The 26,736-nt window shown below is 71.2% G+C and carries 25 protein-coding genes; 10 read left to right on the forward strand and 15 right to left on the reverse strand.

The window, feature by feature from the left end; all coding sequences use genetic code 11:
• Positions 1-2: 2 nt before the first annotated feature.
• The 9 genes from SLINC_RS09315 to argH form a co-directional block, all read right to left on the reverse strand.
• Positions 3-953, reverse strand: coding sequence for a S1C family serine protease (locus tag SLINC_RS09315; RefSeq protein WP_067429166.1), 951 nt, complete (start codon positions 951-953; stop codon positions 3-5).
• Between the two features lie 550 nt (positions 954-1,503).
• On the reverse strand, positions 1,504-2,454 hold the full coding sequence (locus tag SLINC_RS09320; RefSeq protein ID WP_067429169.1) for a VWA domain-containing protein: 951 nt from the start codon (positions 2,452-2,454) through the stop codon (positions 1,504-1,506).
• 31 nt (positions 2,455-2,485) lie between these two features.
• A complete protein-coding gene (locus SLINC_RS09325) occupies positions 2,486-3,394 on the reverse strand; it encodes a DUF58 domain-containing protein (RefSeq protein ID WP_067429172.1) in 909 nt (302 codons plus the stop codon).
• Positions 3,391-4,296, reverse strand: coding sequence for an AAA family ATPase (locus SLINC_RS09330; RefSeq protein ID WP_079165096.1), 906 nt, complete (start codon positions 4,294-4,296; stop codon positions 3,391-3,393). The genes SLINC_RS09325 and SLINC_RS09330 overlap by 4 nt, the downstream gene beginning before the upstream one ends.
• 68 nt (positions 4,297-4,364) lie before the next feature.
• Positions 4,365-4,574: a hypothetical protein gene (locus SLINC_RS49250; protein WP_225988429.1), complete on the reverse strand. Its 210-nt coding sequence runs from the start codon at positions 4,572-4,574 to the stop codon at positions 4,365-4,367.
• A 48-nt stretch (positions 4,575-4,622) separates the two neighbouring features.
• Positions 4,623-6,146, reverse strand: a complete 1,524-nt coding sequence (locus SLINC_RS09340; protein ID WP_067429181.1) for an MFS transporter — start codon at positions 6,144-6,146, stop codon at positions 4,623-4,625.
• Entirely contained in the window at positions 6,143-6,709 is a 567-nt protein-coding gene (locus SLINC_RS09345) for a TetR/AcrR family transcriptional regulator (RefSeq protein WP_067429182.1), read from the reverse strand. The genes SLINC_RS09340 and SLINC_RS09345 overlap by 4 nt, the downstream gene beginning before the upstream one ends.
• An 81-nt stretch (positions 6,710-6,790) precedes the next feature.
• Positions 6,791-7,762 (reverse strand): aldo/keto reductase, encoded by a 972-nt coding sequence (locus SLINC_RS09350; RefSeq protein WP_067429183.1) that lies wholly within the window; start codon positions 7,760-7,762, stop codon positions 6,791-6,793.
• Positions 7,763-7,922: 160 nt separating this feature from the next.
• A complete protein-coding gene (gene argH / locus SLINC_RS09355; protein WP_067429185.1) occupies positions 7,923-9,356 on the reverse strand; it encodes an argininosuccinate lyase in 1,434 nt (477 codons plus the stop codon).
• 185 nt (positions 9,357-9,541) lie between these two features.
• On the opposite strand from argH, the gene SLINC_RS09360 reads away from it, so the two are divergent.
• The 6 genes from SLINC_RS09360 to SLINC_RS09385 all read left to right on the forward strand — a co-directional run bounded on the left by SLINC_RS09360 (position 9,542) and on the right by SLINC_RS09385 (position 16,444).
• Entirely contained in the window at positions 9,542-10,432 is an 891-nt protein-coding gene (locus tag SLINC_RS09360; RefSeq protein ID WP_067429189.1) for a hypothetical protein, read from the forward strand.
• A 119-nt stretch (positions 10,433-10,551) separates the two neighbouring features.
• Positions 10,552-11,133 (forward strand): pyridoxamine 5'-phosphate oxidase family protein, encoded by a 582-nt coding sequence (locus tag SLINC_RS09365; protein ID WP_067429192.1) that lies wholly within the window; start codon positions 10,552-10,554, stop codon positions 11,131-11,133.
• A 130-nt stretch (positions 11,134-11,263) separates the two neighbouring features.
• Positions 11,264-12,940: a peroxidase family protein gene (locus tag SLINC_RS09370; RefSeq protein WP_067429195.1), complete on the forward strand. Its 1,677-nt coding sequence runs from the start codon at positions 11,264-11,266 to the stop codon at positions 12,938-12,940.
• A 214-nt stretch (positions 12,941-13,154) separates the two neighbouring features.
• Positions 13,155-14,537, forward strand: coding sequence for a ferredoxin reductase family protein (locus SLINC_RS09375; RefSeq protein WP_067429198.1), 1,383 nt, complete (start codon positions 13,155-13,157; stop codon positions 14,535-14,537).
• Positions 14,538-14,565: 28 nt separating this feature from the next.
• Positions 14,566-15,651 carry an FMN-binding protein gene (locus SLINC_RS09380; protein WP_067429201.1) on the forward strand — a complete coding sequence of 362 codons (1,086 nt, stop codon included), beginning with the start codon at positions 14,566-14,568 and terminating at the stop codon, positions 15,649-15,651.
• Positions 15,644-16,444: an FAD:protein FMN transferase gene (locus tag SLINC_RS09385; RefSeq protein ID WP_225988428.1), complete on the forward strand. Its 801-nt coding sequence runs from the start codon at positions 15,644-15,646 to the stop codon at positions 16,442-16,444. The genes SLINC_RS09380 and SLINC_RS09385 overlap by 8 nt, the downstream gene beginning before the upstream one ends.
• Positions 16,445-16,544: 100 nt before the next feature.
• Here the strand turns inward: SLINC_RS09385 and SLINC_RS09390 are convergent, their stop codons facing one another.
• From SLINC_RS09390 to aztA, 6 genes are all read right to left on the reverse strand, one after another.
• Positions 16,545-17,084, reverse strand: coding sequence for an arginine repressor (locus SLINC_RS09390; RefSeq protein ID WP_067429208.1), 540 nt, complete (start codon positions 17,082-17,084; stop codon positions 16,545-16,547).
• 19 nt (positions 17,085-17,103) lie between these two features.
• The gene (locus tag SLINC_RS09395) at positions 17,104-18,288 is read right to left on the reverse strand and encodes an acetylornithine transaminase (RefSeq protein ID WP_067429210.1); all 1,185 of its coding nucleotides are present in this window, start codon (positions 18,286-18,288) and stop codon (positions 17,104-17,106) included.
• The gene (gene argB, locus SLINC_RS09400) at positions 18,285-19,187 is read right to left on the reverse strand and encodes an acetylglutamate kinase (protein ID WP_067429213.1); all 903 of its coding nucleotides are present in this window, start codon (positions 19,185-19,187) and stop codon (positions 18,285-18,287) included. The genes SLINC_RS09395 and argB overlap by 4 nt, the downstream gene beginning before the upstream one ends.
• Positions 19,184-20,335 carry a bifunctional glutamate N-acetyltransferase/amino-acid acetyltransferase ArgJ gene (argJ, locus tag SLINC_RS09405; protein WP_067429215.1) on the reverse strand — a complete coding sequence of 384 codons (1,152 nt, stop codon included), beginning with the start codon at positions 20,333-20,335 and terminating at the stop codon, positions 19,184-19,186. The genes argB and argJ overlap by 4 nt, the downstream gene beginning before the upstream one ends.
• The gene (gene argC / locus SLINC_RS09410) at positions 20,332-21,360 is read right to left on the reverse strand and encodes an N-acetyl-gamma-glutamyl-phosphate reductase (RefSeq protein ID WP_067429223.1); all 1,029 of its coding nucleotides are present in this window, start codon (positions 21,358-21,360) and stop codon (positions 20,332-20,334) included. Before argC ends, argJ begins: the two co-directional genes overlap by 4 nt.
• Positions 21,361-21,596: 236 nt before the next feature.
• Entirely contained in the window at positions 21,597-22,337 is a 741-nt protein-coding gene (gene aztA / locus SLINC_RS09415) for a zinc ABC transporter ATP-binding protein AztA (RefSeq protein ID WP_067429226.1), read from the reverse strand.
• Between the two features lie 15 nt (positions 22,338-22,352).
• Between aztA and aztB the strand changes: the two genes are divergently transcribed.
• The 4 genes from aztB (at position 22,353) to aztD (ending at position 26,731) form a co-directional block, all read left to right on the forward strand.
• On the forward strand, positions 22,353-23,210 hold the full coding sequence (aztB, locus tag SLINC_RS09420; protein ID WP_067429229.1) for a zinc ABC transporter permease AztB: 858 nt from the start codon (positions 22,353-22,355) through the stop codon (positions 23,208-23,210).
• A 66-nt stretch (positions 23,211-23,276) separates the two neighbouring features.
• Positions 23,277-24,473 (forward strand): hypothetical protein, encoded by a 1,197-nt coding sequence (locus SLINC_RS09425; RefSeq protein ID WP_107406807.1) that lies wholly within the window; start codon positions 23,277-23,279, stop codon positions 24,471-24,473.
• Entirely contained in the window at positions 24,470-25,438 is a 969-nt protein-coding gene (gene aztC / locus SLINC_RS09430; protein ID WP_067429240.1) for a zinc ABC transporter substrate-binding protein AztC, read from the forward strand. The genes SLINC_RS09425 and aztC overlap by 4 nt, the downstream gene beginning before the upstream one ends.
• A 93-nt stretch (positions 25,439-25,531) precedes the next feature.
• Entirely contained in the window at positions 25,532-26,731 is a 1,200-nt protein-coding gene (aztD, locus tag SLINC_RS09435) for a zinc metallochaperone AztD (RefSeq protein WP_067429243.1), read from the forward strand.
• The last annotated feature ends 5 nt before the right edge of the window (positions 26,732-26,736 follow it).

Consider the following 26,736-nt stretch of genomic DNA (forward strand, 5'->3'; position numbering starts at 1 on the left):
TGTCAGCTGCCGTCGATGATCGTCCGGGCGGCGGTCGCGGCATCCGCCACGGGGATGGCGAAACCGATGCCTATCGAGCCGCCCCTTTGCCGGTCCAACGTCGCGATGGCCGTATTGATGCCGATGACCCGCCCGTCGGCGTCGACCAGCGGTCCGCCGGAGTTGCCCGGGTTGATCGACGCGTCGGTCTGGAGGGCGCGCCGCTGTCCACCGCCGTCGCCCAGTTGTACGGCACGGTCGAGTGCGCTGACGATGCCGGAGGTCACGGTGCCGCTGAGGCCGAGCGGCGATCCGATGGCCAGGACGGTGTCCCCGACGCCGGGGCGGGTTCCCGTGGCCAGGTCGACGGCCCGGAGCCCGCGCGCCGTCTCGGGCTCCAGTACGGCCACGTCGTGCGCCGGGTCGTCCCCGATCACCTCCGCGCGCAGCCGGCGCCCGTCCTGGAGCTCGACGGTGACGCTGGAACTGCCGTCCACCACATGGGCGTTGGTCATGATCCGGCCCCGCTCGTCGAAGACGAACCCGGAGCCCTGCCCGTTCGCCGTCCGCACGGAGACCACGCTCGGCAGCACCCGCGCCGCGACGGTCTCCAGGTCCCCGCCCGCCCGCGCGGCGGCCTGCGGCGCGGCGGGGTCGTCGTCGCCGAGACCCCCTGCCGCGTATCCGGCGGCCCCGCCCGCCAGGACTGCGGCGAGGATCGTGGCGGCGAGGGGACGGGGGGTGCGGGAGCGTGGGGGTACGGCGGGAGTGGTCGGAGCCTGGTTCTGCGGCGGGGTGGAGGGCGGTGCGGCGACCGCCGCCTCCCGCGGCGCCTGACGGGCGGGGAGCGCGGGGCGACGACCGGGGAGGAAGGAGGGGCCACGGGGTTGGCCGAGGCCGGGTGGGGACGGTGATCCGGCGGGACCGGCGGGATCCGGTGCGTCCGTCGGGGCGGAACTGGTGGGATCGGTCACGGTATGCCTCCTTGGGCGGGGAGGGGCGGGGAGGGGCAGGGGCGGGCACACTGCCGGTGTCGGAGGAGGGACCGGCGTGGGCCGGGTCCCCGAAAGTTGTCGGTCCGGTCCCCCGAAGGGGCAGGGCGTGGGGCGGGGGCCGGCACGCTCGGCGGAGACAGGACTGGCACGGCCCAGCTCTCCGGAGACGGGTCCGGCCTCCGAAGGGACGGGACCGGGGACTGCCACCGTCCGGAGCCACGGGACCGGCACGGCCCGCACCCCTGGGAGACGCCGGCCCGGACCCCTGCGAGCCGTGAGGCAAGGACTGCCACGGTCGCGCGAGCCGGACCGGCACGGCCCGCGTCCCCGCGGGGTATCGGCCCGACCCTCGCAGTGGCACAAGCCCCCGCTCCGCATGTCGTCGTAGGCCGACGGCACGATGGCCCACCGGACGCACGGCACCGGCGGACGCATGCGCCCCGCCAGATGCGCCGTCCAGCCGGACACACAGCGCCCCCTCCCGGACACACCCGCCCCGCCAGACGCCCGGAGCCCCCTCCCATGTCACTCACGGCAGCCGGGAGAACCACAGCAGGGACGTCGCGGCGGCGATCAGCGCCGTGGCGAGGCCGCCGGCCACGAACCACTGCCAGATCTCGCGTTGCTCGGTGCGGTAGCCGACGGAGCTGCCGATGTCCTCGTAGACGGCCTGGAGCTCCTCCCCCGTGGCGGCCTCGTGATAGTCGCCGCCGGTGCGGGAGGCGAGGCTCTCCAGGGCGGGTCCGTCGACGGGGACCTGGAGGGTGCGGCCGTCGCCGAGGTCGACCATGCCTTCCGGGGTGCCATAGGCGATGGTGGAGACGGGGATGCGCTCCGCGGCGACCTCCTCGGCCGCCGACTCGACCGAGCGGCCGACGGTGTTGGAGCCGTCGGAGAGCAGGACGATGTGGGCGGGCGGGGGTTCGGTCTCGGCCTGCCGGTCCAGTGCCCGGATCGCGTTGCGCGCGGCGATGACGGCCTCGCCGATCGCGGTGCCCTGGCCGGTGGTGAGCTGCTGGATGGCCGAGCTCAGCACCACCCGGTCGGTGGTCGGCGGGACCGCGACCGTGGCGGAGCCGCTGAACGTGACCAGTCCGGTGTTGAAGCGCTCGGGCAGCCGGTCGATGAAGGCGAGGGCGGCGCGCTGGGCGGCGATGAACCTGGTGGGTTCGACGTCGGTGGCCTCCATGGAGCCGGAGGTGTCGAAGGCGACGACGATCGTGGCCCGTTCCCGGGGCACCTGGACGTCGGCCGTCGGCCGGGCGAAGCCCAGCACCAGCAGGGCGAGCGTGGCGCAGAAGGCTCCCGCCGGGACGTGCCGCCGCCAGCCCGGCCGGCGGGGCGCGACCTTGTCGAGCAGATCGAGGTTGGTGAAGCGGACGGCGTAGCGGCCCCGCCTGCGCTGGACCAGCAGATACGCGGCGATCAGCGCGGCGAGCGGCACCAGGAGCAGCAGCCAGCCGGGGGAACGCAGGCCCATGATCCCTCCTCTCCTGTCGTGGTCCCCGGTGTCATGCGGCACCGCCTCCCGCCCGGCGCCGCTGATCGTCGACGTACCGCACGACGTCCCGCACCCAGTCCCGGTCCGTGCGCAGCCTGAGGTGCGCGGCCCCGGCGCGGTGGATGGACCGCTTGATCAGGGCCCGTTGCTCCAGGGCGGCCTCGGCGTAGCGTTCGCGCACCTTCCGGGTGTGTGTGGGGATGTCGCGGCGGCGGCCGGTCTCCGGGTCGACGACGGTCAGCAGGCCGACGTCGGGCAGTTCCATCTCGCGCGGGTCGACGGTCTCCACGGCGAGGACCTGGTGGCGCCGGGCCACGCTCCGCAGCGGCTGCTCCCAGCCGGTCTCCAGGAAGTCGGAGACGACCGCGACGAGTCCGCGTCCCGGCAGCACCCGCAGCGCCCGCAGGGCGTCGGCGAGGGCGGCATCGGGGGCGCCGGGCGCGACCCGGGGCCGGTCGAGGGCCGCGCGCAGGATCGTGAGCAGGTGCTGCCGTCCGGAGCGGGGCGGGATCCGCCGTATGCCGTACGGCCCCGTGATCTGCGCCCCGAGGCGGTTTCCCGCCCGCTCGGTCAGAAAGGCGACGGATGCCGCCGCGCCCACCGCCAGGTCCCGCTTCTCCATCCGGGCCGTGCCGAAGTCCATGCTCGCGGAGGCGTCGAGGACGATCCAGGTGGTGAGTTCGCGGTCGGCGAGCGTGAGACGGACGTGCGGGACGGTGGTGCGGGCGGTGGCGTTCCAGTCCATCCGGCGCACGTCGTCCCCGATGACGTACGGCCGAGTCTCGGACAGTTCGCTGCCCGGCCCCGGCAGGAGCGCGGCGTGATCGCCCTGGAGGAGCCCGTCCGGATTCCGGGTGAAGAGCAACTCCAGGTGTTTCAGGGCCTGTTCGGGGGTGAGTTCGCGCAGGGTGGGGGTCATGCCACTGCCTCCTGGGCGGCCTGGCGTGGACTGATCCGCGGCTGCTGGACCGCGGTGAGCACCTCGTCGACGATCTCGCCCGGGGTGATGCCATCGGCGAGCGCGTCGAAGGACAGCACGAGCCGGTGCGCGATGACCTCGTGCGCCAGGTCGCCCACGTCCTTGGGCAGGACGTAGCCACGGCCGCGCAGCAGGGCCAGCGCCCGGGCGGCGGCGACCAGGCCGAGGGTGGCGCGCGGGCCCGCGCCGTGCGCCAACCGGCTTTCCGGTCCGGCGAGTTCACGGGTCGAGCAGACCAGTCGTACGGCGTACTCGGCGACCGCGTGGTGCACGAACACCTGGTCGGCGGCACGCTGGAGGGCGATGAGCCGCTCGGGGGTGAGGACGCGGCGCGGGCTGGGCGGGTCGACGCTCATCCGGTAGAGGATGGCGAGTTCCTCGGACTCGCTGGGTGCGGCGACCTCCACCTTGAGCAGGAAGCGGTCGCGCTGGGCCTCGGGGAGGCGGTAGACGCCCTCGGACTCGATGGGGTTCTGGGTGGCGAGGACGAGGAACGGCTCGGGGACGGGGAGGGTGGTGCCGCCGATGGAGACCTGGTGCTCCCCCATGACCTCCAGGAGCGCGGACTGCACCTTGGCGGGGGCGCGGTTGATCTCGTCGGCGAGGACGACGTTGGCGATCACCGGGCCCGGTTCGATGTCGAACGCCTCCTGGGAGGGGCGGTAGATCCGGGTCCCGGTGATGTCGGACGGCACCAGGTCGGGGGTGAACTGGAGACGCGCGAAGTGACCGCCGGCGACATGCGCGAGGGTCTTCGCGGCGAGCGTCTTGGCGACGCCGGGGACGCCTTCGAGCAGGCAGTGGCCGCGGGCCAGGATCGCCGTGAACAGGCGTTCCACCATGCGGTCCTGGCCGACGATGACGCGTTTCACCTCGAAGAGGGCCTCTTCGAGGAGCTTGCCCTCCGTGGTCACAGGTCGGAGGCGGGGTCGGTGCCGGCGGTTGAGGTACTGCCCTTGTTCGGGCAGTCCTCGCCGGTCTTGCCGTCGTCCACGACCAGCCTGACCTGGCCCGCGGGTTTGTCGTCGCCGTCGGCGGCGAGGGCGACCCCGACGCCTCCGGCCAGGGCGAGGGTGGTGAGGGCTCCGGTGACCATCCATGTGCGTGTGGGTCGTGTCATGGAGCCAAGACCATCAGGCGGGGGCGAAAACGGGCTTAAAGCCGGGCCTCACTGCTGGCTGTCGAGCCGTTGGCCGCGCAGCATGAACCAGGCCGCGACCGCCGCGGCCAGCAGGACCGCCGCACCCGCTCCCGCTGCCACCGTGAGTCCGTCCACGAACGAGGTGCGGGCCGCGTCGAGCATGGCCGCCGCCGTGTGCGGGGGCAGACTCGACGCCACCTCCACCGCGCCGCCCAGCGACTCGTGAGCCTCCGGCGGGGTGCCGGCCGGGCCCGGGAAGCCCCGGTACACACCCGTCACGATCGAACCCAGTACGGCGATACCGAGGGCCGCGCCCAGTTCGTACGCCGTTTCGGAGACGGCCGACGCGGCGCCCGCCTGTTCCTTGGGGACGGAGCCGAGGATGACGTCGGCCGTGACGGTGAAGGAGAAGCCGGCGCCGATGCCGACGACCAGGAGGGCGGCGCCCAGGAGGGGGTAGCCGGTGGACCGGTCGATCACGGTGAGGGCGGCCAGGGCCAGGCCGACCGCGGCGAGGCCGCCGGCGACGACCGCTCGGACGGAGAAGCGCCGCGCCGCCCGGCCCGCGATCAGACCGGCCACCACCGCGCCCACCGCGGCGGGCAGTTCGGCCAGGCCGGCCTCCAACGGGCGCCTGCCCTGGACCAGTTGCAGATACTGGGAGAGGAAGAACACCAGGCCGGACAGGCCGAGGATGGTCAGCAGGTCGGCCAGGACCGCGCCGCTGAAGCCACGGTTGCGGAACAGGCGCATGTCGAGCAGCGGGGCCGGCAGGGTGAGCTGTCGGCGTACGAAGCCGTAGAGCGCGCCCGCGCCCAGCAGACCGGCGGTGAGGGTCTCCCACGTGAAGCCGTGGGTGGCGGCCTCCTTGACGGCGTACACGACGGCGATCATGCCGACCAGGGAGAGGGCGACACTGGTCATGTCCCACGGACCGGGACGCGGGTTCCGCGACTCGGGCAGCAGCTTGATGCCGACGACGACGAGAACCGCCATCACGGGCAGGTTGATGAGGAAGACCGAGCCCCACCAGAAGTGTTCGAGCAGGAAGCCGCCGATGATCGGGCCCAGCGCCGTGCCGGCGGAGGCGGTCGCACCCCAGATGCCGACGGCGAGGCTGCGTTCGCGCGAGTCGTGGAACAGGTTGCGGATCAGGGCGAGTGTCGCGGGCATCAGGGTGGCGCCGGCCACTCCGAGCAGGGCCCGGGCCGCGATCATCAGTTCCGGGGTGGTGGCGTAGGCGTTCAGGACGGATATCGCCCCGAACGCCGTGGCGCCGATGAGCAGGATCCGCTTGCGCCCGATGCGGTCGCCCAGGCTGCCCATGGAGACGAGCAGTCCGGCGATGACGAAGGAGTAGACGTCGCCGATCCACAGGAGCTGGGTGCCGGAGGGCTTGAGGTCCTCGCTGATGTAGGGGGTCGCGAGACCGAGGACGGTCGCGTCGACGGCCACCAGCAGCACGGCGAGCACCAGGACGGCCAGCGCGAGCCAGCGGCCGGGACGCTTCACCGCCTCGTTCGGGGTCGCCGACTGCACGGTGCTGGTCATGATTCCTCTCTCGGTTGTGCGGGATGGCGTACCGCGCCGCCGAGCAGCAGCTCGACGATCATGAAGGTGAAGTCCTTGGAGGCCACGCGGCCTTCCGAGACGGCCCAGGCGCCGGAGGCCAGCAGCCCGTACAGCGCCTCGGTGAGCCAGGCCGGTGTGAGGTCGATGCGGAACTCGCCGGCCGCCTGGCCGCGTTTGAACAGGTCCGCGATGCGCTCGTCGATGCGGGTCCAGCCCGCGTTCTGCTGCCCGTCCTCGAACAGCTGGTTCTCGGAGTAGAGGAAGGCGAGCAGGGCGGCGACCGGTTCGATCGCGCGTACGAGACGGCGTACGGCGTCGCTCGCGGGCCCGTCGTCGAGGCGGGCGGCGTCCAGCGCGGCCTCGCACTCCGCGATGCCGAGCGCCTCCAGCGCCCGTACGAGCGCGTCGCGCCCGGCGAAGAGGCGGTGCAGCGTCGCCCGGCTGATCCCGGCGGCCTTGGCGACCTCGTCCATGGTCGCGGTGGATTTACGGGTCAGCAGGGCAGCGGCACTGCGCAGCACATGGTCACGATCGACAGCCATGAGACAACCATAGCCCACGTGAGACATACTTGTCTCACCGCGGGCATGGACGTCTCATGGCCGACGATCAGCGGGGTTTTCTCAGTGCCAGGGCAGCTGCCCGCGCGTCTCCCAGTACGCTCGCGGGTCCTCCACCAGCGCGGCCAGCCGCGTCAGCTGCTCCTCGTCCAGGTCGACGACGGCGGCGTGCAGGTTGGAGGCCAGGTGGTTGACGGTGGCGGCACCGGAGAGGACGACCCCCGCCCACGGCTGCCGCAGGACCAGCGCGAGGGCGACCGCATCACAGCCCAGAGACGTTTCTTCGGCTACGGCCCGGAGGGCCTCCGGAGCGTGCGGCGCCGCGAGCCGTCCGTTCGCCATGCCCTCCTTCACAATCACCGTGAGTCCGGCGTCGTGGGCCTCGGCGAGGGCCGGGCCGGCCGAGGTCTCCAGGGCGTTGTACGTCGACTGGACGGTACGGAAGAGGGGTTCGCCGTCGACGGTCACCGCGAGGGCGGCGCGGATGGCGTCGGCCTGGGCGGGGCCGCTGGTGGAGAAGCCGATGGTGGTGCCCCGGGCGGCTTCCTCGGCGAGCTCGGCGTGGAGCTCCTTGTCGGTGAGGGCCGGGCTGTCCGGGGTCACCGAGTGGATCTGGTAGAGGTCGAGCCGGTCGCCGAGGAGCGCGGCGGTCTCGGTGCGCTGACGCTCGTAGGTCCGGACGGTGTGGTCCTTGACCTCGTGCGTCTCGGCGTCCGCCGACCAGCCGGCGGTGTACGTGTAGCCCCACTTGCTGCCCACGACGACGTCGTCGATGTCGGGGCGGGCGTTGAGCCAGTCGGCGAGGAACTCCTCGGAGCGGCCGTAGGAGCGGGCCACGTCGAAGTAGCGGACGCCCTGGAAGTAGGCGGCGTCGAGGAGTTCGTGGGTGCGGGTGCGCAGCGTCTCGACGCTGCGGTTCTCTCCGAGGTCTTGGTCGCGGCCGAGGTTGATGTAGCCAGGGCGGCCGACTGCGGCAAGACCGAGGCCGATGTGACAGGTCGGGGTCGTTGCTATGGCCAGTCGGGCGAAAGGCATCGCGGGCTCCGTTCGGTCGGCTCCGGTTCGGCTCCTGACCAACGTAACCCGCGATGACCTTCGACTCCGCCCAAGAGCTCGGTTCGTACGGCGCTTCGGCGGGTGCGACAGCGTCGGGGTCGCTCGCGCAGTTCCCCGCGCCCCTTACGGGGCGCTCCGCTTACCGCTTCTCTTTGGCGGTGGCCCACTCGTGCTGTGCCGCCAGGTCCGCCTTGACCTCCGCGAGCTGGACGGCGACCGCGCTGGGCGCCGTCCCGCCCCGGCCGTTGCGGGAGGCCAGCGCACCCGGCACGTTCAGGACCGAGCGCACCTCCGGCGTCAGGTGGGCCGAGATCTTGGCGAACTGTTCGTCCGTCAGGTCGCCGAGCTCCTTGTTCTCGGCTTCGGCGACCTTGACGCACTCGCCGGCCACCTCGTGGGCGACCCGGAAGGGGACGCCCTGCTTGACCAGCCACTCGGCGATGTCGGTGGCGAGCGAGAAGCCGGCCGGGGCCAGTTCCTCCATGCGCTCGCGGTTGACGGTGAGGGTGGCGATCATGCCGGTGAAGGCGGGGAGCAGGACCTCCAGCTGGTCACAGGAGTCGAAGACCGGCTCCTTGTCCTCCTGGAGGTCACGGTTGTACGCGAGCGGGAGGGCCTTCAGGGTGGCCATCAGGCCCGTCAGGTTGCCGATCAGGCGGCCCGACTTGCCGCGCGCCAGCTCGGCGATGTCCGGGTTCTTCTTCTGCGGCATGATCGACGAGCCCGTGGAGAAGGCGTCGTGCAGGGTCACGAAGGAGAACTCCTTCGTGTTCCACAGGATGATCTCCTCCGAGATCCGGGAGAGGTTGACGCCGAGCATCGCGGTGATGAAGGCGAACTCCGCGGCGAAGTCACGGGAGGCCGTGCCGTCGATGGAGTTGCCGACGCTGCCGTGCTCGAAGCCGAGGTCCTTGGCCACCGCCTCCGGGTCGAGGCCGAGCGAGGAACCGGCCAGGGCGCCCGAGCCGTACGGCGACACGGCCGTCCGCTCGTCCCACTGGCGCAGCCGTTCGGCGTCCCGGGACAGGGCCTGGACGTGCGCGAGGACGTGGTGGGCGAAGAGCACCGGCTGGGCGTGCTGGAGGTGGGTGCGGCCGGGCATCGCCACGTCCGGGTGCGCCTGAGCGAGGCCGACCAGCGCGTCCTGGAGCTCGGCGATCAGGCCGCCGATGATCCGGGCGTGGTCCCGCAGGTACATGCGGAAGAGGGTGGCGATCTGGTCGTTGCGGGAGCGGCCGGCGCGGAGCTTGCCGCCGAGGTCGGGGCCGACCCGCTCCAGCAGGCCCCGCTCCAGGGCCGTGTGACAGTCCTCGTCGGCGATCGTGCCCACGAACGCACCCGACGCCACATCGGCCTCAAGGGTGTCGAGCCCGGCCAGCATGCGCTGGAGTTCGTCCTCGGTGAGCAGACCCGCCTTGTGGAGCACGCGCGCGTGGGCACGCGAGCCGGCGATGTCGTACGGCGCGAGCCGCCAGTCGAAGTGGACGGACGCGGACAGCTTCGCCAGGGCCTCGGCGGGACCGTCGGCGAAACGGCCGCCCCAGAGCCGTACGTCACCGCTGTTGCTGCTCACTCGCGTTGCTCCTAGGGAGGGTGGGTCGATGGTGCGCATCTCGCATGCATGATTATGCAGAGCGCTGCATGATTCGTCAATCTTGCCGGGCTTTGAACACGGGAAACCGCTTTCGCGTACTCCTCGCCGAACGCAGGCGCCGCGTTTGTAAACGACGAACCCCCCGACCCTAGTGAGGCATCCGCATGTCCAGGGCTCTTCCGAAGTACAACAAGCGTCGCGTCGCGTTGATAGGCGGCGCCGCCGCGGTGGCACTGACCGGAGCGATCGTCGCCGGTACCGCCCTCGCCGGAGAGACGCCCAAGAGCGGCAGCACGAACGCGAAGACACTGGCCGGTCCGGGCACCATCAGCTGCCCGGACGTCACCGGCCAGCTGCCCGCGATCCCGGCCTCCGCCCAGGCCGAGGTCGACCGCAACCTCGCGCAGCTCCAGACCCAGATCGACGAGGCCAACAAGCGGCTGGTCGACACGGTCGGCCAGGGCGGCCCCAACTTCGTCCAGAACGCCATCCTCGGCCCCCTTGAGGACAAGCGCGTCGCGGCCCTGAACCGCATCGAGACCTCCATCGGCCGGGCCGCGGCGAAGCCGGAGGGCCTGGAGGCCTTCGCCCCCTGCACGCTGAGCGGCGCGGAAGCAGGCGCGGAGGCCGGTGCGGGCGAGGAAGCCGGAGCAGGCGCGGAAGCCGGTGCGGGTGCCGAGGCCGGCGCAGGCGAGGAGGCCGGCGCGGAGGCGGGCGGCGAGGAGCAGGGCGGCGGAGACACCGGCGAGGCGGGCGGTGCGGCGGGCGCCATCAGCTGCCCGGACGTCGCCTCGCAGCTGCCCGCGATCCCGGCCTCCGCGCAGGCCGAGGTCGACCGCAACCTGACGCTGCTCCAGACCCAGGTCGACGAGGCCAACAAGCGCCTGGTCGACACGGTCGGCCAGGGCGGCCCCAACTTCGTCCAGAACGCCATCCTCGGCCCGCTGGAGGACAAGCGCGTCGCCACCGTGAACCGCATCGCCACCGCGATCGGCCGCACCGCCGAGAAGCCCCAGGGCCTGGACTCCCTGGCCGCCTGCACGCTCACCAAGTGACGTGACAGGCGCTGTGGCCGCCCCGTGTGAGCGCCGGCCGGGGCGGCCACGGACCGTTCCGCGAACGGATCCCGGAATTCCTTAGACGAACGAAACAACTACGCCCATACTCGCTGGACATGGGAAAGAGTTATGAGCGCATAGACGGCCGGCTCCGCACGTTCATCGAGGAGCAGCCCCTCTTCTTCACGGCGACCGCCCCGCTCTCCGGCGACGGCACGGTCAACCTCTCCCCCAAGGGCCTGCGCGGCTCCTTCGCCGTACTCGACGAACTCACCGTCGCCTACCTGGACTTCGCCGGATCCAACGCGGAGACCGTCGCGCATCTGCGGGAGAACGGCCGGATCACGCTCATGTGGTGCGCCTTCCAGGGCCCGCCGAACATCGTGCGGCTGCACGGCCGGGGCGAGCCCGTCTTCCGTGACGACCCCCGCTTCACGGAGCTGCTCGCGCACTTCCCGGACATCGACCCGGGCGAGCACGGACTGCGCGCGATCATCGTGGTGACGGCCGAACTCGTGCGCGACTCCTGCGGGTTCGCGGTGCCCCACATGTCGTACGACGGAGAGCGCGACCTGCACGCCAAGCGCTTCGCGCGCGAGGACGACGAGTCGCTCAGCGCCTACTTCGCCAAGAAGGAACACATCGCCACGAGTCTGGACGGACTCCCCGGACTTCCCTTGCCGCTAAGTCCTTTTTAGACACTCTTAGCGGCCTTGGTCGCGCTTATCTTATCTATACGTACAAACGCTTTCTTGTGAATATTGACGGAATTCTCCCTTCCGCCGTTCTTGTCTGCCTACCCTGGCCGCAAGAACAGATGGGGGATTCATGTTCCGACCGACACGCGAACCTCAGAGCAAACGTCATGTCCGCACCTCGTACCTGGTGGTCGGCGAGGGCATCCTCGCCGACTCGAAGGACGAGAGCCCGGCCGAGCCGCGGCCGGCGTCGACCGTCGCCGCCCTGCGCAAGTTCCAGTTCTCCCGGCTGGGCCCGCAGGCCAGGCCGGACCGGCTGCTCGACCGGCCGGCCCGCAAGGAACTCGCCGAGGCGATGACCGCCACCGGCCGGCAGCCCGACTCGCAGGACCCGCCGGTCCCGGCGGGCTTCACCTACCTCGGCCAGTTCGTGGACCACGACCTCACCCTGGACGCCACGGCGACCCGGCTGGAGGACGAGATCACGGTCCGCGAGCTGCTCCAGGGCCGCTCCCCGGCGCTGGACCTCGACAGCCTCTACGGCCTGGGCCCGAACCACCGCTTCGACCGCCGGTTCTACGAGGACGACGGCATCCGGCTGAAGACCGGGACGACGCAGGGCATCCCGGGCGGCGACGCCGTCATCAGCCAGTCGCTCGGGGGCTTCGACCTGCCCCGGGTGGGCACCGGCTCCCTGATCTCGGAGCGCCGCCGGCCACTGATCCCGGATCCGCGCAACGACGAGAACCTCATCGTGGCCCAGATCCACTGCGCCTTCATCCGGTTCCACAACCGGCTGGTGACCGAGCTGGCCAACAAGGGCGTCTCCAGCGCGGTGCTGTTCGAGTCGGCGCGTGAGGGCGTCGTCAAGCACTACCAGTGGATGCTGCGTCACGACTTCCTGCCGAGGATCGTCGACCCGGCCATCCTCGACGAGGTCTTCACCCAGGGGCGCAGGTTCTTCGAGCCGTCGCCGGACGAGCAGGACCGCCCGACCATGCCGGTCGAGTTCTCGGTGGCCGCCTACCGCCTGGGGCACAGCATGGTGCGGGGCGCCTACAACTGGAACCGGGTGTTCGACAACGGCGGGGGCACGCTGCCACTGCTGTTCCGCTTCACCGGCACCAGCGGGAACCTCTCCCCGCCGCCGTCCGACCCGAACGACCCCGAGTCGGGCACCTTCGAGCACCTGCCCACCAACTGGATCGCCGACTTCCGGCGCCTGTTCGACTTCGGCGAGGCGGGCCGGGGCGACCTCGGCGTACCGGCCGCGCAGTTCAACCTCACCAAGCGCATCGACACGCTCCTGGTCAACCCGCTGGCCGAACTGCCGCTCGGCTCCTTCGGCGGCCGGGGGCAGCCGCCGGTGGATCCCGTCGAGCTGAACCTCGCCTTCCGCAACCTCACCCGGGCCAACACGATGCGCCTGGCGACGGGGCAGCAGATGGCCCGGCGCTTCGACCTCAGGCCGCTGCCCGAGTCCGCCTTCGACAACCGCGAGGGCGGGGCCCAACTCGGCGAGGGGCTGCGCCGGAAGCTCGCCGAGAACTGCCCGCTGTGGTTCTACATCCTGCGCGAGGCCGAGCTGAACGGCGGGAAGCTGACCGGCGTCGGCGGGCGCATCGTCGCCGAGGTGTTCCACCGCGCCATGGAGGGCAGCCGGCACTCCATCGTCCGCGATCCGTTCTGGCGGCCCTTCCTGAGCCCGGTGGCGGACCGGAACGCCAAGGACGTGTTCGAGATGAGCGACCTGATGCTCTACTCCTTCGAGAACCGGGCGGACCTGCTCAACCCCCTGGGTCCGTAGGCACGAGCGCCGCACAGGGCGGCGACGGCACACCGGGAGGCAAGCCGAACGGCTCCCCCGGACAGCCGTCGCCGCCCTCGTGCGTGGAGCCCGTTACCGGTGGTCACTCCAGTTCGCCGTGGACTCTTCCGGCAGCTGAACACACGGGCGTCGCGGCACGTATCTGAGGGCCAAGGGACCACGCCACCCCCCTTGATCCGTCCTCGGAGGAACCGTGACCACCACGCTCGCAGGCGGCCGTGCCGCCCGTCGCCAGACGATGCGCCGCATCCGCCCGCGCCGTTCACCGGCGACCCTGCTGCTGCTCGCCGTATGGGCGGGCGCGGCGGGAGTGCTGTGGCTGTGGTGGTCCAACACACCCTCCATCAGCGACACCAACGGCAAGATCCTCAACGCGGGCCGGATCACCGGGCTGCTCGCCGGCTACCTCATGGCGCTGGTGGTGCTCCAGATGGCCCGGGTGCCCGCGCTGGAGCGCCGGGTGGGCTCCGACCGGGTGGCGCGCTGGCACGCGATGAGCGGTCGCTACACGCTCTGTCTGACCGTCGCCCACGTCTTCCTGATCATGTGGGGGTACGCCCTCCAGGCCGGCAAGGGTCTCGGCGACATCGTCCAGCAGACCATGGACTCCATCAACCAGCTGCCGGACATGGGCAAGGCGGCCATCGGCACCGGCCTGCTGTTCGTCATCGGGCTGATGTCGATCGGCCCGGTCCGCCGGATGATCCCGTACGACACCTGGTACCACGTGCACCTGCTGACGTACGCGGCGGTGTTCCTGACGTTCTGGCACCAGCTCACCACCGGCAACGACTTCGTCGTCGAACCGGCCGCGAAGACCGCCTGGTACGGCCTGTACGGCTCGGTGACGGCGCTGGTGATCTGGTACCGGATCCTCACCCCGATCCGGCTGAACCTGCGCCACCGCATGCGGGTGGTGGCGGTGATCGAGGAGACGCCGGGCATCGTGTCGGTGCTGATCGGCGGCAAGAAGCTGCACCGGATCGGCGCGGAGGCGGGGCAGTTCTTCCGCTGGCGGTTCCTGGCGCCGGGCATGCGGTTCAGCTCGCACCCGTACTCGCTGTCGGCGGCGCCCCGTCCCGACATGCTGCGGATCACCGTGAAGGCGATCGGCGACCACAGCGAGCGGCTGCGGGAGCTGACGCCGGGTACCAAGGTGTGGGCCGAGGGCCCGTACGGCGCGCTGACCGCCTCCCGCCGCAGCCGCGGCAAGGTGCTGCTGGTCGCGGGCGGTGTGGGCATCACCCCGATGCGGGCCCTGTTCGAGACGCTGCCCGGCGCGGCCGGTGACATCACCCTTCTCTACCGGGCCAACAGCACCCATGACCTGGCCCTGTGGGACGAGCTGGCGGCGATCGCCGACGAGCGCGGGGCCCGCCTGATGTACGCGGTCAACAGCCCGGACGGGGAACGCCCCGACATCTCGGCGGACCGGCTGCGGCAGAAGCTGCCCGACATCGACGACCACGACGTGTTCCTGTGCGGCCCGCCCGGGTTCGCGCAGTCCGTGTACGAATCACTGCGCGGCGCGGGTGTGCCCGCCCGCCGCATCCATCACGAGTCGTTCGAGATGTGAGCGACGGGATTCAGGAGCTGTTGAAGCGATGAGGAAGAGTCACCCCGTCCGACGTGTCGTGCTCGCGTCCGCGGCCACCGTGTCCGGTGTCGTGCTGCTGCTGTCGTTGAAGCCCTCGTCCGACCCGGGCTCCGCGTCGGCAGCGGGCAACGGCGCGGTCCCGCCCGCCGCTTCGGCCCAGGGGGGCGCGCAGGCCGCCGGCACCGGCATGGTCACCGGGGACGCGGCCCAGACCCAGTACGGCGCCGTCCAGGTCCGGCTGACCGTCGCCGGCGGCAAGATCACCAAGGCCGAGACCGTCCAGGCACCCAAGGGCGGCCAGAGCGACCAGATCACCGCCAACGCCGTCCCCAAACTCAACCAGGCGGTGGTGGCCGCGCAGGGCGCGAACATCGACGCCGTCTCCGGGGCCACCTACACCAGCACCGGCTACAAGCAGTCGCTCCAGTCGGCCATCGACAAGGCGAACGCCACGGCGGACACCGGGTCCGGCGGGTCGGGCGGCGGAGGATCGGCGCAGGCCAAGACGGTCACCGGCGATGTGGCGAACACGCAGTACGGCGCCGTCCAGGTGCGCGTCACGGTCGCGGGCGGCAAGATCACCAAGGCCGAGACCGTCCAGGCGCCCAAGGGCGGGCAGAGCGACCAGATCACGGCCAACGCCGTACCCAAGCTCAACCAGGCCGCCGTCGCGGCCGGCACCGCGAACATCGACGCGGTCTCCGGAGCCACCTACACCAGCGCCGGCTACAAGGAGTCCCTCCAGTCGGCCATCGACAAGGCGGGGGCCACCGGAGGCTCGGGGTCGGGAGCCGCCCAGGACCCGGGCGCCTCCCAGGCCGCCAAGACCGTCACCGGTTCGGTCGCCCAGACCCAGTACGGGCCGGTCCAGGTCCGCGTCACCGTCGCGGGCGGCAAGATCACCAAGGCCGAGGCGGTCCAGACGCCGAAGGGCGGCCAGAGCGACCAGATCACCGCCAACGCCGTACCCAAGCTCAACCAGGCCGCCGTCGCCGCAGGCACCGCCGACATCGACGCGGTCTCCGGAGCCACCTACACCAGCGCCGGCTACAAGGAGTCCCTCCAGTCGGCCCTGGACCAGGCCGGTGGCTGACACGGTGGCCGAGTCGGCACAAGCTCCCGCCGCGGTACGTCATGCGGAGGAGGTCATGGGGACGGTCTTCTCCTTCGACGTCCGCGGCGGGAATCCCGTAGCCGTGCAGGCGGCGCTCAAGGACGCGGTCGCCGGACTGCACCGGGTCGACGAGGTCTTCAGCACCTACCGGGACGGCAGCCAGATCTCCCGGCTGGCCCGCGGTGAACTGACCGTCGAGGAGTGCGATCCGCTGGTCGCCCAGGTGCTCGACCTGGGGGCCGAGGCGGAACGCGCCAGCGACGGCTGGTTCAGCATGCGCTACGAGGGCCGCCTCGACCCCACCGGCATCGTCAAGGGCTGGGCCGTCGAACGCGCGGCCCGCCGGATGGCCGAGGCCGGCGCGACCGGCGTCAGCGTGAACGGCGGCGGGGACGTCCAGCTGTTGGGTGTCCCCGGCCCGGAACGCCCGTGGCGCGTCGGCGTGTCGGACCCGCTGAGGCCGGGCGGACTGGCGGCGGTCATCTCGGCGGCGGGCGTTCCCGAACTCGCGGTCGCCACCTCCGGAACCGCCGAACGCGGCGCCCACATCGTCGACCCGCGCACCGGCCACTCGGCGGTCACCGACCTGGTGGCGGTGACCGTGGTGGCTCCCAGCGTCACCTGGGCGGACTGCTGGGCGACGGCGGCCTTCGCGATGGGGTCGAGGGAGGGCTTGGCGTGGCTGGAGTCCTTGCCGGACGTGGAAGCCCTATTGATCACGGCCGGCGACGAGGTGCGGTGTACGGGCGGCCTGGCCGCTCGACTGGGGTGAGTGCACCAACCTTTTTTTGGGGGCGCGGGGCTGTGTCAATGTGCGGCTCCGCCGCGTGGGCGCGACCAGCCCCCACTCACCCGCACCCGACGAACAACCCTCAATGCCCGTTCTGTGCCAACCGCAGCAAATGATCGGCCAACGCCTGCCCCCCGACGGGATCCCGGCTGATCAACAGCAACGTGTCGTCCCCGGCGATCGTCCCCAGGATGTCGTGCAGCTCAGCCTGGTCAATGGCCGACGCCAGGAACTGAGCCGCTCCCGGAGGCGTCCGGAGAACAACCAGGTTCGCGGACGCCTCCGCGGAGATCAGCAACTCCGCGGACAGCCGCCGCATCCGGTCCTCCTTCGCCGACCCCCCGAGCGGCGCCCGGGGAGTCCGGAAACCCCCCTCGCTGGGCACCGCGTAGATCAGGTCACCGTCGGTGTTGCGGATCTTCACCGCGTTCAGCTCGTCCAGGTCCCGGGAGAGCGTCGCCTGAGTGACGGTCAGCCCGTCGTCGGACAACAGCTTCGCCAACTGGCTCTGCGAACGCACCGGTTGCCGGTTGAGGATGTCCACGATGCGGCGGTGGCGTGCGGTGCGGGTCTGCGGCACGGCAGGCCCCGCGGTCTGCTCGTGATCCTGCGCCTGGCTCATCGTCGTCTCATTCTCCGGATCATCCGTCTCCCCTGGCAGCGTCCAGGATGCCGGGCAACGCCTGAACAAGCGCGTCCGCTTCGTCGTCGCCGATGGTCAGCGACGGCATGAGCCGTACGACATCGGGAGCGGGCGCGTTGACCAGGAAACCGGCCTCCTGAGCCACCAGCTGCGCCTTCGGCGCGAGCGGCTCGGTGAGCACGATACCCAGGAGAAGTCCCGCACCCCGGACATGGGAGATCAGTGGGTGGCCGAGGGACTCGATTCCGTCGCGCAACTTCTCGCTCTGCTGCTTGACGTTCTCCAGCAACCCCTCGTTGGCGATGGTGTCCAGCACGGCCAGCCCCGCCGCGCACGCGACCGGGTTGCCGCCGAAGGTCGTCCCGTGCTGACCCGGCTGGAGCAGCTCGGCCGCCCGGCCGAAGGCGACCGTCGCGCCGAGCGGCAGACCGCCGCCGAGCTGCTTGGCGAGGGTGACCACGTCGGGCAGGACACCCTCGTGGGCCTGGTACTCGAACCAGTGCCCGGTCCGTCCGACGCCGGTCTGCACCTCGTCCAGGACGAGCAGCGAGCCGGTCGCGGCCGTGATGGCCCGGGCCGCCTTGAGGTAGCCGGCGGGCGGGACCACGACGCCGTTCTCGCCCTGGATCGGCTCGATGACGACGAGCGCGGTCTCCTCGGTGACCGCGGCGGCCAGCGCCTGCGCGTCGCCGTACGGCACATGGGTGACGTCACCCGGCAGCGGCAGGAAGGGCTCCTGCTTGGCGGGCTGGCCGGTGAGCGCGAGGGCGCCCATGGTGCGGCCGTGGAAGCCGCCCTCGGTGGCCACCATGTGGGTGCGTCCGGTCAGCCGGCCGATCTTGAAGGCGGCCTCGTTGGCCTCGGCACCGGAGTTGCAGAAGAAGACCTTGCCGTCCCGGCCGAAGAGCTGGAGCAGCCGTTCGGCGAGGGTGACGGTGGGCTCGGCCATGAAGAAGTTGGAGATGTGGCCGAGGGAGGCGATCTGTCGGCCGACGGCCTCGACGATCGCGGGATGGGCGTGGCCGAGCGCGTTGGTGGCGATGCCGCCGACGAAATCGAGGTACTGCTTCCCCTCGGCGTCCCAGACCTTGAGGCCCTCCCCGCGCACGAGCGGCAGCCGCGGGGTGCCGTAGTTGTTCATGAGCGAGCCCTGCCACCGCTCGGTCAGTTCCTGGTTGCTCATGAATCCCCCTGTCCGTCCGGCACGACCATCGTGCCGATGCCCTCGTCGGTGAAGATCTCCAGCAGGATGGAGTGCTGGACCCGGCCGTCGATGACCCGGGCGGTGGTGACGCCGCCCCGCACGGCGTGCAGACAGCCCTCCATCTTCGGCACCATGCCGGAGCTCAACTCCGGCAGCAGCTTCTCCAGTTGGGAAGCCGTGAGGCGGCTGATCACCTCGTCGCTGTTCGGCCAGTCCTCGTAGAGGCCCTCGACGTCCGTGAGGACCATGAGGGTTTCGGCGCCCAGCGCAGCAGCGAGTGCCGCAGCCGCCGTATCAGCATTGACGTTGTAGACATGGTGGTCGTCCTGGCTCCGGGCGATCGACGAGACGACCGGGATGCGGCCGTCGGCGAGCAGTGCCTCGATCGCGCCCGTGTCGATCGCGGTGATCTCGCCCACCCGCCCGATGTCGACCAACTCTCCGTCGATCTCGGGCTGGTGCCTGGTGGCGGTGATGGTGTGCGCGTCCTCGCCGGTCAGCCCGACGGCCAGCGGCCCGTGCTGGTTGAGCAGTCCGACCAGCTCGCGCTGCACCTGTCCGGCGAGCACCATCCGTACGACGTCCATGGCGTCCTCGGTGGTGACGCGCAGGCCGGCCTTGAACTCGCTGACGATGCCGTGCTTGTCGAGGGCGGCGCTGATCTGCGGGCCGCCGCCGTGCACGACGACGGGCTTGAGGCCGGCCTGGTGCAGGAACACGACGTCCTGCGCGAACGCGGCCTTCAGGTCCTCGTCGATCATGGCGTTGCCGCCGAACTTGATGACGACCGTCTTGCCGTTGTGCCGGACCAGCCAGGGCAGCGCCTCGATGAGGATCTGCGCCTTGGGCAGCGCGGTGTGCTTGCGAGTAGTGCTCATGAGGAGTACGCGCTGTTCTCGTGGACGTAGTCGGCGGTGAGGTCGTTGGTCCAGATCGTGGCGGTCTCGGACCCGGCGGCGAGGTCGGCGACGATGTGCACCTCGCGGTAGCGCATGTCGACCTTGTCGCGGTCCTCGCCGACGCCGCCGTTCTTGCAGACCCACACGCCGTTGATGGCGACGTTGAGCCGGTCGGGCTCGAACGCGGCCTTCGTGGTGCCGATCGCGGAGAGCACGCGGCCCCAGTTGGGGTCCTCGCCGTGGATCGCGCACTTGAGGAGGTTGTTGCGGGCGATGGAGCGGCCCACCTCGACGGCGTCGTCCTCGCTCGCCGCGTTGACCACCTCGACCTTGATGTCCTTGCTGGCGCCCTCGGCATCCCGGATGAGCTGCTGTCCGAGGTCGTCGCAGACCTGCCGTACGGCCTCGGCGAACTCCCCGTGCTCCGGGGTGACGCCGCTGGCGCCGGAGGCGAGGAGCAGCACGGTGTCGTTGGTGGACATGCAGCCGTCGGAGTCGACGCGGTCGAAGGTCGTCCGCGTGGCGGCCCGAAGTGCCTTGTCCAGGACGTCGCTTTCGACGTCGGCGTCGGTGGTGAGGACGACGAGCATGGTGGCGAGGCCGGGGGCGAGCATGCCCGCGCCCTTGGCCATGCCGCCGACGGTCCAGCCGTTCGTCGTCACCACGGACGTCTTGTGGACGGTGTCGGTGGTCTTGATGGCGATGGCGGCCTTCTCGCCGCCGTGCTCGGAGAGCTGGGCGGCGGCCGTCCCGACGCCGGGGAGCAGCTTGTCCATCGGGAGCAGCAGACCGATGAGTCCGGTGGAGGCGACGGCCACCTCGCCGGCGCCCGTGCCGAGCACCTCGGCGACCTTCTCGGCGGTGGCGTGCGTGTCCTGGAAGCCCTTGGGGCCCGTACAGGCGTTGGCGCCACCGGAGTTGAGGATCACCGCGGACAGCCGGCCGCCCTTGAGGACCTGCTCGGACCACAGCACCGGCGCGGCCTTCACACGGTTGGAGGTGAAGACGCCGGCGGCGGCGCGGCGGGGCCCGGTGTTGACCACGAGGGCCAGGTCCGGGTTGCCGTTCTCCTTGATCCCGGCGGCGATGCCCGCCGCCGTGAATCCCTTGGCTGCCGTGACGCTCACGGTGCGACTCCGATCGTGGAAAGTCCCGTGTCCTCGGGGAGCCCGAGGGCGAGGTTCATGCTCTGGACGGCACCGCCCGCGGTGCCCTTGGTCAGGTTGTCGATGGCGCTGATCGCGATGATGCGGCCGGCGGCCTCGTCGAGGGCGACCTGCACCTGAACGGCGTTGGAACCGTAGACGGACGCCGTGGCGGGCCACTGCCCCTCGGGCAGGAGGTGGACGAAGGGCTCGTCGGCGAAGGCCTTGTCGTAGGCGGCGCGGACGGTCTCGGCGGTGACGCCGGGCTTCGCTTTGGCGGTGCAGGTGGCGAGGATGCCGCGGGGCATCGGCGCGAGGGTGGGCGTGAAGGAGACGGAGACCCGCTCCCCCGCCGCGGCGCTGAGGTTCTGGATCATCTCGGGCGTGTGCCGGTGACCGCCGCCGACGCCGTACGGCGACATGGAGCCCATGACCTCGCTGCCCAGCAGGTGCGGCTTGGCCGCCTTGCCCGCGCCGGAGGTGCCGGAGGCGGCGACGATCACGGCCTCGTTCTCGGCGAGTGAGGCGGCGTAGGCCGGGAAGAGGGCGAGGGAGACGGCGGTCGGGTAGCAGCCGGGCACCGCGATGCGCCTGGACCCCTCCAGCGCAGCGCGGCCACCCGGCAGTTCGGGAAGGCCGTAGGGCCAGGTGCCGGCGTGCGGGGAGCCGTAGAAGCTCTCCCAGTCGGCCGCGTCCTTCAGCCGGAAGTCGGCGCCCATGTCCACGACGAGGACGTCCGGGCCGAGCTGCTCCGCCACGGCCGCGGACTGGCCGTGCGGCAGCGCGAGGAAGACCACGTCGTGTCCGGCGAGAATGTCGGCGGTGGTCTCCTGGAGCACGCGGTCGGCCAGCGGCAGCAGGTGCGGCTGAAGCCCGCCCAGCCGCTGTCCGGCGTTGGAGTTGCCGGTCAGGGCACCGATCTCGACCTCGGGGTGCGCCAGGAGCAGCCGCAGGACCTCGCCACCCGCGTATCCACTCGCTCCGGCCACTGCCGCACGTACCGCCATGGAATCCTCCTCTTGGATGGCATGACTATACGTTTCGATGCACGTTTATGCAATCCATGACTGCCCTGGCGGGAAGCCCGGCCGTGGCGGACAGCAGCAGGGTCGCGGGGCAGGCGTGCGACTGCCGGCAGGACACTGCTCCGGCGGTACGTCAACGAGGGGCCGCGGCTACGGCACCCTCGGGCACGAATCGGGCTCGGCCGGCTGACGCGCTCAGTCACACCGGCGCGGTCACCTCACGCCGGCTGCCAGACATGGGCCAGCGTCGACGCGGTGAGAAGGTGCTCGGGGTGCCCCTGTCCTGCCAGGCGGCCGTCGCGGAGGAGGAGGCAGGCGTCCGCGGAGCGGGCGGCTTCGAGGTCGTGGGTGGCGTGGACGACGGTCACTCCGTCGACGACCAGCTCGGTCAGCAGCGCGGCGATCCAGCCCCTCGCCTCGGGGTCGAGTCCCGTGGTCGGCTCGTCCAGGAGGAGCAGGTCCGATTCCTGGGCGAGCCCTTGGGCGATCAGGGCGCGCTGCCGCTGCCCGCCGGACAGCTCTCCGAGCTGGCGGGTGGCCAGGTCACCGATGCCGAGCCTGTCCATGGCCCGGTCCACGGTCACGCGGTCCTGCCGGGTCAGCCTGCGCCACGGTCCGCGTTCGCCCCAGCGCCCCATCTCCACCGTCTGCCTGACCGTCAGCGGCAGCGCGTCCCCGACGGCGCCGCGCTGCGGGACGAACGCCGGCGGCCGGTCGCCGTGGCGGTGGAGCTCACCCGCTGTGGGTTGGATCACTCCGGCCAGGACTCCGAGCAGGGTGGACTTCCCGCTTCCGTTCGGGCCGACGAGCGCGGTGGTGGCCAACGCCGGTATGTCCCCGTCCAGTTGATGGAGGACGGGACGGCCCGGATAGCCGGCACAGAGTCCGGTGAAGCGGACGCGGATCGCTTCGTCCTCGGCTTGGGCGAGAGAAGAGGATTTCTTGAACATGATTTTCATTGTAATGTCCATCGCATGGAGTGGTTGACGGTCCCCTTCGAGGTGACTTTCGTGCAACGGGCCCTGTGGGGCGGGATGTTGGTGTCGGCGATCTGCGCACTGGCCGGTACCTGGGTGGTGCTCAGAGGGATGGCCTTCCTGGGTGACGCGATGTCCCACGGGTTGCTGCCCGGGGTCGCGCTCGCCGCGCTGCTCGGTGGCAACCTGTTGGTCGGCGCGCTGCTGAGCGCGGTCGTCATGACCGCCGGTGTCACCGCCCTCGGCCGCACCCCGAAGCTGTCCCAGGACACCGGTATCGGCCTGCTCTTCGTGGGGATGCTCTCCCTCGGCGTCATCATCGTGTCGCGCTCGCAGTCCTTCGCGGTCGACCTGACCGGGTTCCTCTTCGGTGACGTCCTCGCCGTCCGTGAGCAGGACCTGGTGCTGCTGGGTGCGGCGCTGCTGCTGGCCCTGGTCGTCTCGGTCCTCGGCCACCGGGCTTTCCTCGCCCTGGCCTTCGACCCGCGCAAGGCCCGCACGCTCGGCCTGCGTCCCCGCCTCGCCCACGCCGTGCTGCTCGGCCTGCTGGCGCTGGCCATCGTCGCGTCCTTCCACATCGTGGGCACGCTGTTGGTGCTGGGCCTGCTCATCGCTCCGCCCGCGGCCGCGTTGCCCTGGGCGCGCAGTGTGCGGGGCGTCATGGCCCTCGCCGCGCTGCTCGGCATCACCGCCACCTTCGGCGGGCTGCTGCTGTCCTGGCATCTGAGCACCGCGGCCGGCGCGACCGTCTCGGCCCTCGCGGTGGCCCTGTTCTTCCTCTCCCACCTGGCATCCGGTCTCCGCGACCACCGCCGTGCGCGCTTCGTCGGCGTGCACGCTGCGGCAACCGACTGAAATGAACCTGAGGCGATCCCCTTGCTCCTCCGAAGCAACCTCATTCCCCGGGGGGCTGCCGCGCTCGTGGCCCTCTCCGTGTTCACCACCGGCTGCGCCGACCAGAACGACGACCCGTCCGCTCCGAAGTCCAGCGCCTCGGCCTCCCCTCCGCACGGGTACGTCGAGGGGGCCCAGGAGAAGGCGGAGCAGCAGTCGCGGCTGCTGCTCAACGACCCCGGGACCGGGGACACCCGGGTACTCGATCTGATCAGCGGAAAGACGCAGGAGGTGTCCCGCAGGACGGGCACCACCGGACTCACCACGGACGGCCGGTTCGGCTACTTCCACACCTCGGGCGGCCTGCACGTCGTCGACGGCGGCGCCTGGATGGTGGATCACGGCGACCACGTCCACTACTACCGCGCGGCCGTACGCGACGTGGGCCGGCTGCCCGGAGGGCCCGGCACCCGCGTCCGCAGCGACGCCGCCGTGACCACGGTGACCGACGAGGACGGCCGCGCCCGGATCCACCGCCGGGCCGACCTGGAGAAGGGCAGGGCCGGCGCGCCCCGCACGCTTCCCGGCACACAGGCCGGCGTCGTCGTGCCGTACGCCGAGCACCTGCTCGGCCTCACCGCCACCGGGCAGGACGCCGCGCGGCTCACGGTGTACGACCGCGAGGGCAAGCGCGTCGCGTCGCCGGACGCGGTGTGCGAGGACCCGCGGGGCGATGCCGTCACCCGCCGCGGAGTCGTCCTGGGCTGCGCCGACGGCGCCCTGCTCGTCCGTGAGACGGACGGCGCGTTCACGGCCCAGCGGATCCCGTACGGCGAGGACGTACCCGAGAAGGAACGGGCCACGGCCTTCCGGCACCGGCCCGGCAGCGACACGCTCACGGCTCCGGCCGGGGAGCGGGCCGTGTGGGTCCTGGACGTCACCGAGCGCACGTGGACACGGGTCAAGACCGGCCCTGTTGTCGCGGCCAACACGGCGGGCGAGGGCTCTCCCTTGATCGTGCTCCAGTCCGACGGCTCACTGCACGGCTACGACATCTCCACCGGCAAGCAGCTGGCGGCGACAAAGCCGCTGGTGACGGGCGCGCCCGAAGCCGCCACCGATCAGAGCGCGGGACCGGTCATCGAGGTCGACCGCAGCCGCGCGTACGTCAACGACCCCCAAGGCAAACGCGTGTACGAGATCGACTACAACGACAACCTGCGCATCGCGCGCACCTTCGACCTGGACATCGAGCCGGCCCTGATGGTGGAGACAGGCCGATGACACGACAGACGGGACGGACGCGACGACCGCGGCCGCCGCGCATCTTCCTGCCGGTCCTGGTCATCCTCGCCCTGGCCGGTGCCGGCACCGCCTGTACGAGCACCGACGACCGGCCCCGGGTGGTCGTGACGACCAACATCCTCGGCGACATCACCCAGGAGATCGTCGGCGACGGGGCCGAGGTGACGGTGCTGATGAAGCCGAACGCCGACCCGCATTCCTTCGGTCTGTCGGCCGTACAGGCCGCCGAGCTGGAGCGGGCCGACCTGGTGATCTTCAACGGGCTGGGGCTGGAGGAGAACGTGCTGCGGCACGTGGAGGCCGCCCGCGAGGCGGGGGTGGCCACCTTCGAGGCCGGAAAGGCGGCGGACCCGCTCACCTTCCAGGCCCACGACGAGGGCGGCCCCGAGGACGAGGCCGGGCAGCCCGACCCGCACTTCTGGACCGACCCCGACCGCGTACGCAAGGCCGCCGGCCTGATCGCCGACCAGGTGGTCGAGCACGTGGACGGCATCGACGAGAAGGCCGTCCGCGCCAACGCCGACCGCTACGACGGCCAACTCGCCGGCCTCACCACCTGGATGGAGAAGTCCTTCGGCCGCGTACCCGAACAGCGGCGCGCGCTGGTGACCAACCACCACGTCTTCGGCTACCTCGCCGAACGCTTCGGCTTCCGGGTGGTGGGCGCGGTCATCCCGAGCGGTACGACGCTGGCCTCGCCCAGCTCCTCCGACCTGCGCTCACTCACCCAGGCGATGCGGAAGGCAGGCGTACACACCGTGTTCGCGGACTCCTCCCAGCCCAAGCGGCTGGCCGAGGTGCTGCGTACGGAGCTGGGCGGACACGTGCGCGTCGTCGAGCTCTACTCCGAATCGCTGACCGAGAAGGGCAAGGGCGCCGGCACCTATCTCCAGATGATGCGCGCCAACACCACCGCCATGACGGACGGCCTGACCGGCGCCTGAACCGGCGCATCCGACGTGGACACCGGCCGACCGGCCGACCGAGCACACCCCCACCCACCGCCGCGCCCGCGCGGCACAGAAAGGAACACACCGGTGAACAAGCCGATACGCACCCGGGCCATCACGGGCACGGCGCTCGCCCTGGCGGTCTCCGCGGTCCTGACCGCCTGCGGAGGGGAGTCCACCTCCTCCTCCGACACGAAGGCCGAGAGCACGCCGCAGGCCAAGGCCGTAGCGGTCAAGGACCCGCTGGTCGCCACCTTCGACGGCGGCCTGTACGTCCTGGACGGCGAGAGCCTGAAGGTGGCCGCCACGATCGAGCTGCCCGGCTTCAACCGCCTCAACCCCGCTGGGGACGACGACCACGTCATCGTCTCCACCGACGCCGGTTTCCGCGTCCTGAACGCCGCCGAGCAGAGCTTCACCGGCGTCGAGTACAAGGGCGCCAAGCCGGGCCACGTCGTGCGGCACGCCGACAAGACGGTGCTGTTCACCGACGGCACCGGCGAGGTCAACGTGTTCGACCCCGACGACCTCGAAGGCGGCAAGAAGCCGCAGGGCCGCACCTACACCTCCGCCGAGCCGCACCACGGCGTCGCCATCGAACTGAGCAACGGCGAACTCCTCAGCACCCTCGGCACCGAGGAGAAGCGCACCGGCGCCCTGGTCCTGGACAAGGACAACAAGGAGATCAAGCGCAACGAGAAGTGCCCCGGCGTCCACGGCGAGGCCGCGGCCAAGGGCGAGGCCATCGGTATCGGCTGCGAGGACGGCATCCTGATCTACAAGGACGGCACGTTCACCAAGGTCGACGCCCCCGACGACTACGGCCGCATCGGCAACCAGAGCGGCAGCGACGCCTCGCCCGTCCTCCTGGGCGACTACAAGACCGACCCGGAGGCCGAACTGGAGCGGCCGACCCGCATCTCCCTCATCGACACCGAGACCGGGAAGCTGCGCCTCGTCGACCTGGGCACCAGCTACTCCTTCCGCTCACTGGGCCGCGGCCCCGACGGCGAGGCACTCCTCCTGGGCACCAACGGCGCCCTCCACGTCATCGACCCGGAGACGGGCAAGGTGGACAAGAAGATCCCCGTCGTGGACAAGTGGCAGGAGCCGCTGGACTGGCAGCAGCCCCGGCCCACCCTGTTCGTCCGCGACAACATCGCGTACGTCTCCGAGCCGGGACAGCGCAAGCTGCACGCGATCGACATCGAATCCGGCGAGAAGGTGACGTCCGTGACCCTGCCGAAGACCACGAACGAGCTGTCCGGCGTGGTCGCCGGCCACTGATCGTC

Source organism: Streptomyces lincolnensis, from assembly GCF_001685355.1.
Lineage (GTDB): Bacteria > Actinomycetota > Actinomycetes > Streptomycetales > Streptomycetaceae > Streptomyces > Streptomyces lincolnensis.

Coding starts and splice junctions, on each gene's coding strand:
- SLINC_RS09320 (WP_067429169.1), bottom strand. CDS start 2,454: ATGGGCCTGCGTTCCCCCGGCTGGCTGCTGCTCCTGGTGCCGCTCGCC.
- SLINC_RS09325 (WP_067429172.1), bottom strand. CDS start 3,394: ATGACCCCCACCCTGCGCGAACTCACCCCCGAACAGGCCCTGAAACAC.
- SLINC_RS09330 (WP_079165096.1), bottom strand. CDS start 4,296: ATGGTGGAACGCCTGTTCACGGCGATCCTGGCCCGCGGCCACTGCCTG.
- SLINC_RS49250 (WP_225988429.1), bottom strand. CDS start 4,574: ATGACACGACCCACACGCACATGGATGGTCACCGGAGCCCTCACCACC.
- SLINC_RS09340 (WP_067429181.1), bottom strand. CDS start 6,146: ATGACCAGCACCGTGCAGTCGGCGACCCCGAACGAGGCGGTGAAGCGT.
- SLINC_RS09345 (WP_067429182.1), bottom strand. CDS start 6,709: ATGGCTGTCGATCGTGACCATGTGCTGCGCAGTGCCGCTGCCCTGCTG.
- SLINC_RS09350 (WP_067429183.1), bottom strand. CDS start 7,762: ATGCCTTTCGCCCGACTGGCCATAGCAACGACCCCGACCTGTCACATC.
- SLINC_RS09360 (WP_067429189.1), top strand. CDS start 9,542: ATGTCCAGGGCTCTTCCGAAGTACAACAAGCGTCGCGTCGCGTTGATA.
- SLINC_RS09365 (WP_067429192.1), top strand. CDS start 10,552: ATGGGAAAGAGTTATGAGCGCATAGACGGCCGGCTCCGCACGTTCATC.
- SLINC_RS09370 (WP_067429195.1), top strand. CDS start 11,264: ATGTTCCGACCGACACGCGAACCTCAGAGCAAACGTCATGTCCGCACC.
- SLINC_RS09380 (WP_067429201.1), top strand. CDS start 14,566: ATGAGGAAGAGTCACCCCGTCCGACGTGTCGTGCTCGCGTCCGCGGCC.
- SLINC_RS09390 (WP_067429208.1), bottom strand. CDS start 17,084: ATGAGCCAGGCGCAGGATCACGAGCAGACCGCGGGGCCTGCCGTGCCG.
- SLINC_RS09395 (WP_067429210.1), bottom strand. CDS start 18,288: ATGAGCAACCAGGAACTGACCGAGCGGTGGCAGGGCTCGCTCATGAAC.
- argB (WP_067429213.1), bottom strand. CDS start 19,187: ATGAGCACTACTCGCAAGCACACCGCGCTGCCCAAGGCGCAGATCCTC.
- argC (WP_067429223.1), bottom strand. CDS start 21,360: ATGGCGGTACGTGCGGCAGTGGCCGGAGCGAGTGGATACGCGGGTGGC.
- aztA (WP_067429226.1), bottom strand. CDS start 22,337: ATGAAAATCATGTTCAAGAAATCCTCTTCTCTCGCCCAAGCCGAGGAC.
- aztB (WP_067429229.1), top strand. CDS start 22,353: ATGGAGTGGTTGACGGTCCCCTTCGAGGTGACTTTCGTGCAACGGGCC.
- aztC (WP_067429240.1), top strand. CDS start 24,470: ATGACACGACAGACGGGACGGACGCGACGACCGCGGCCGCCGCGCATC.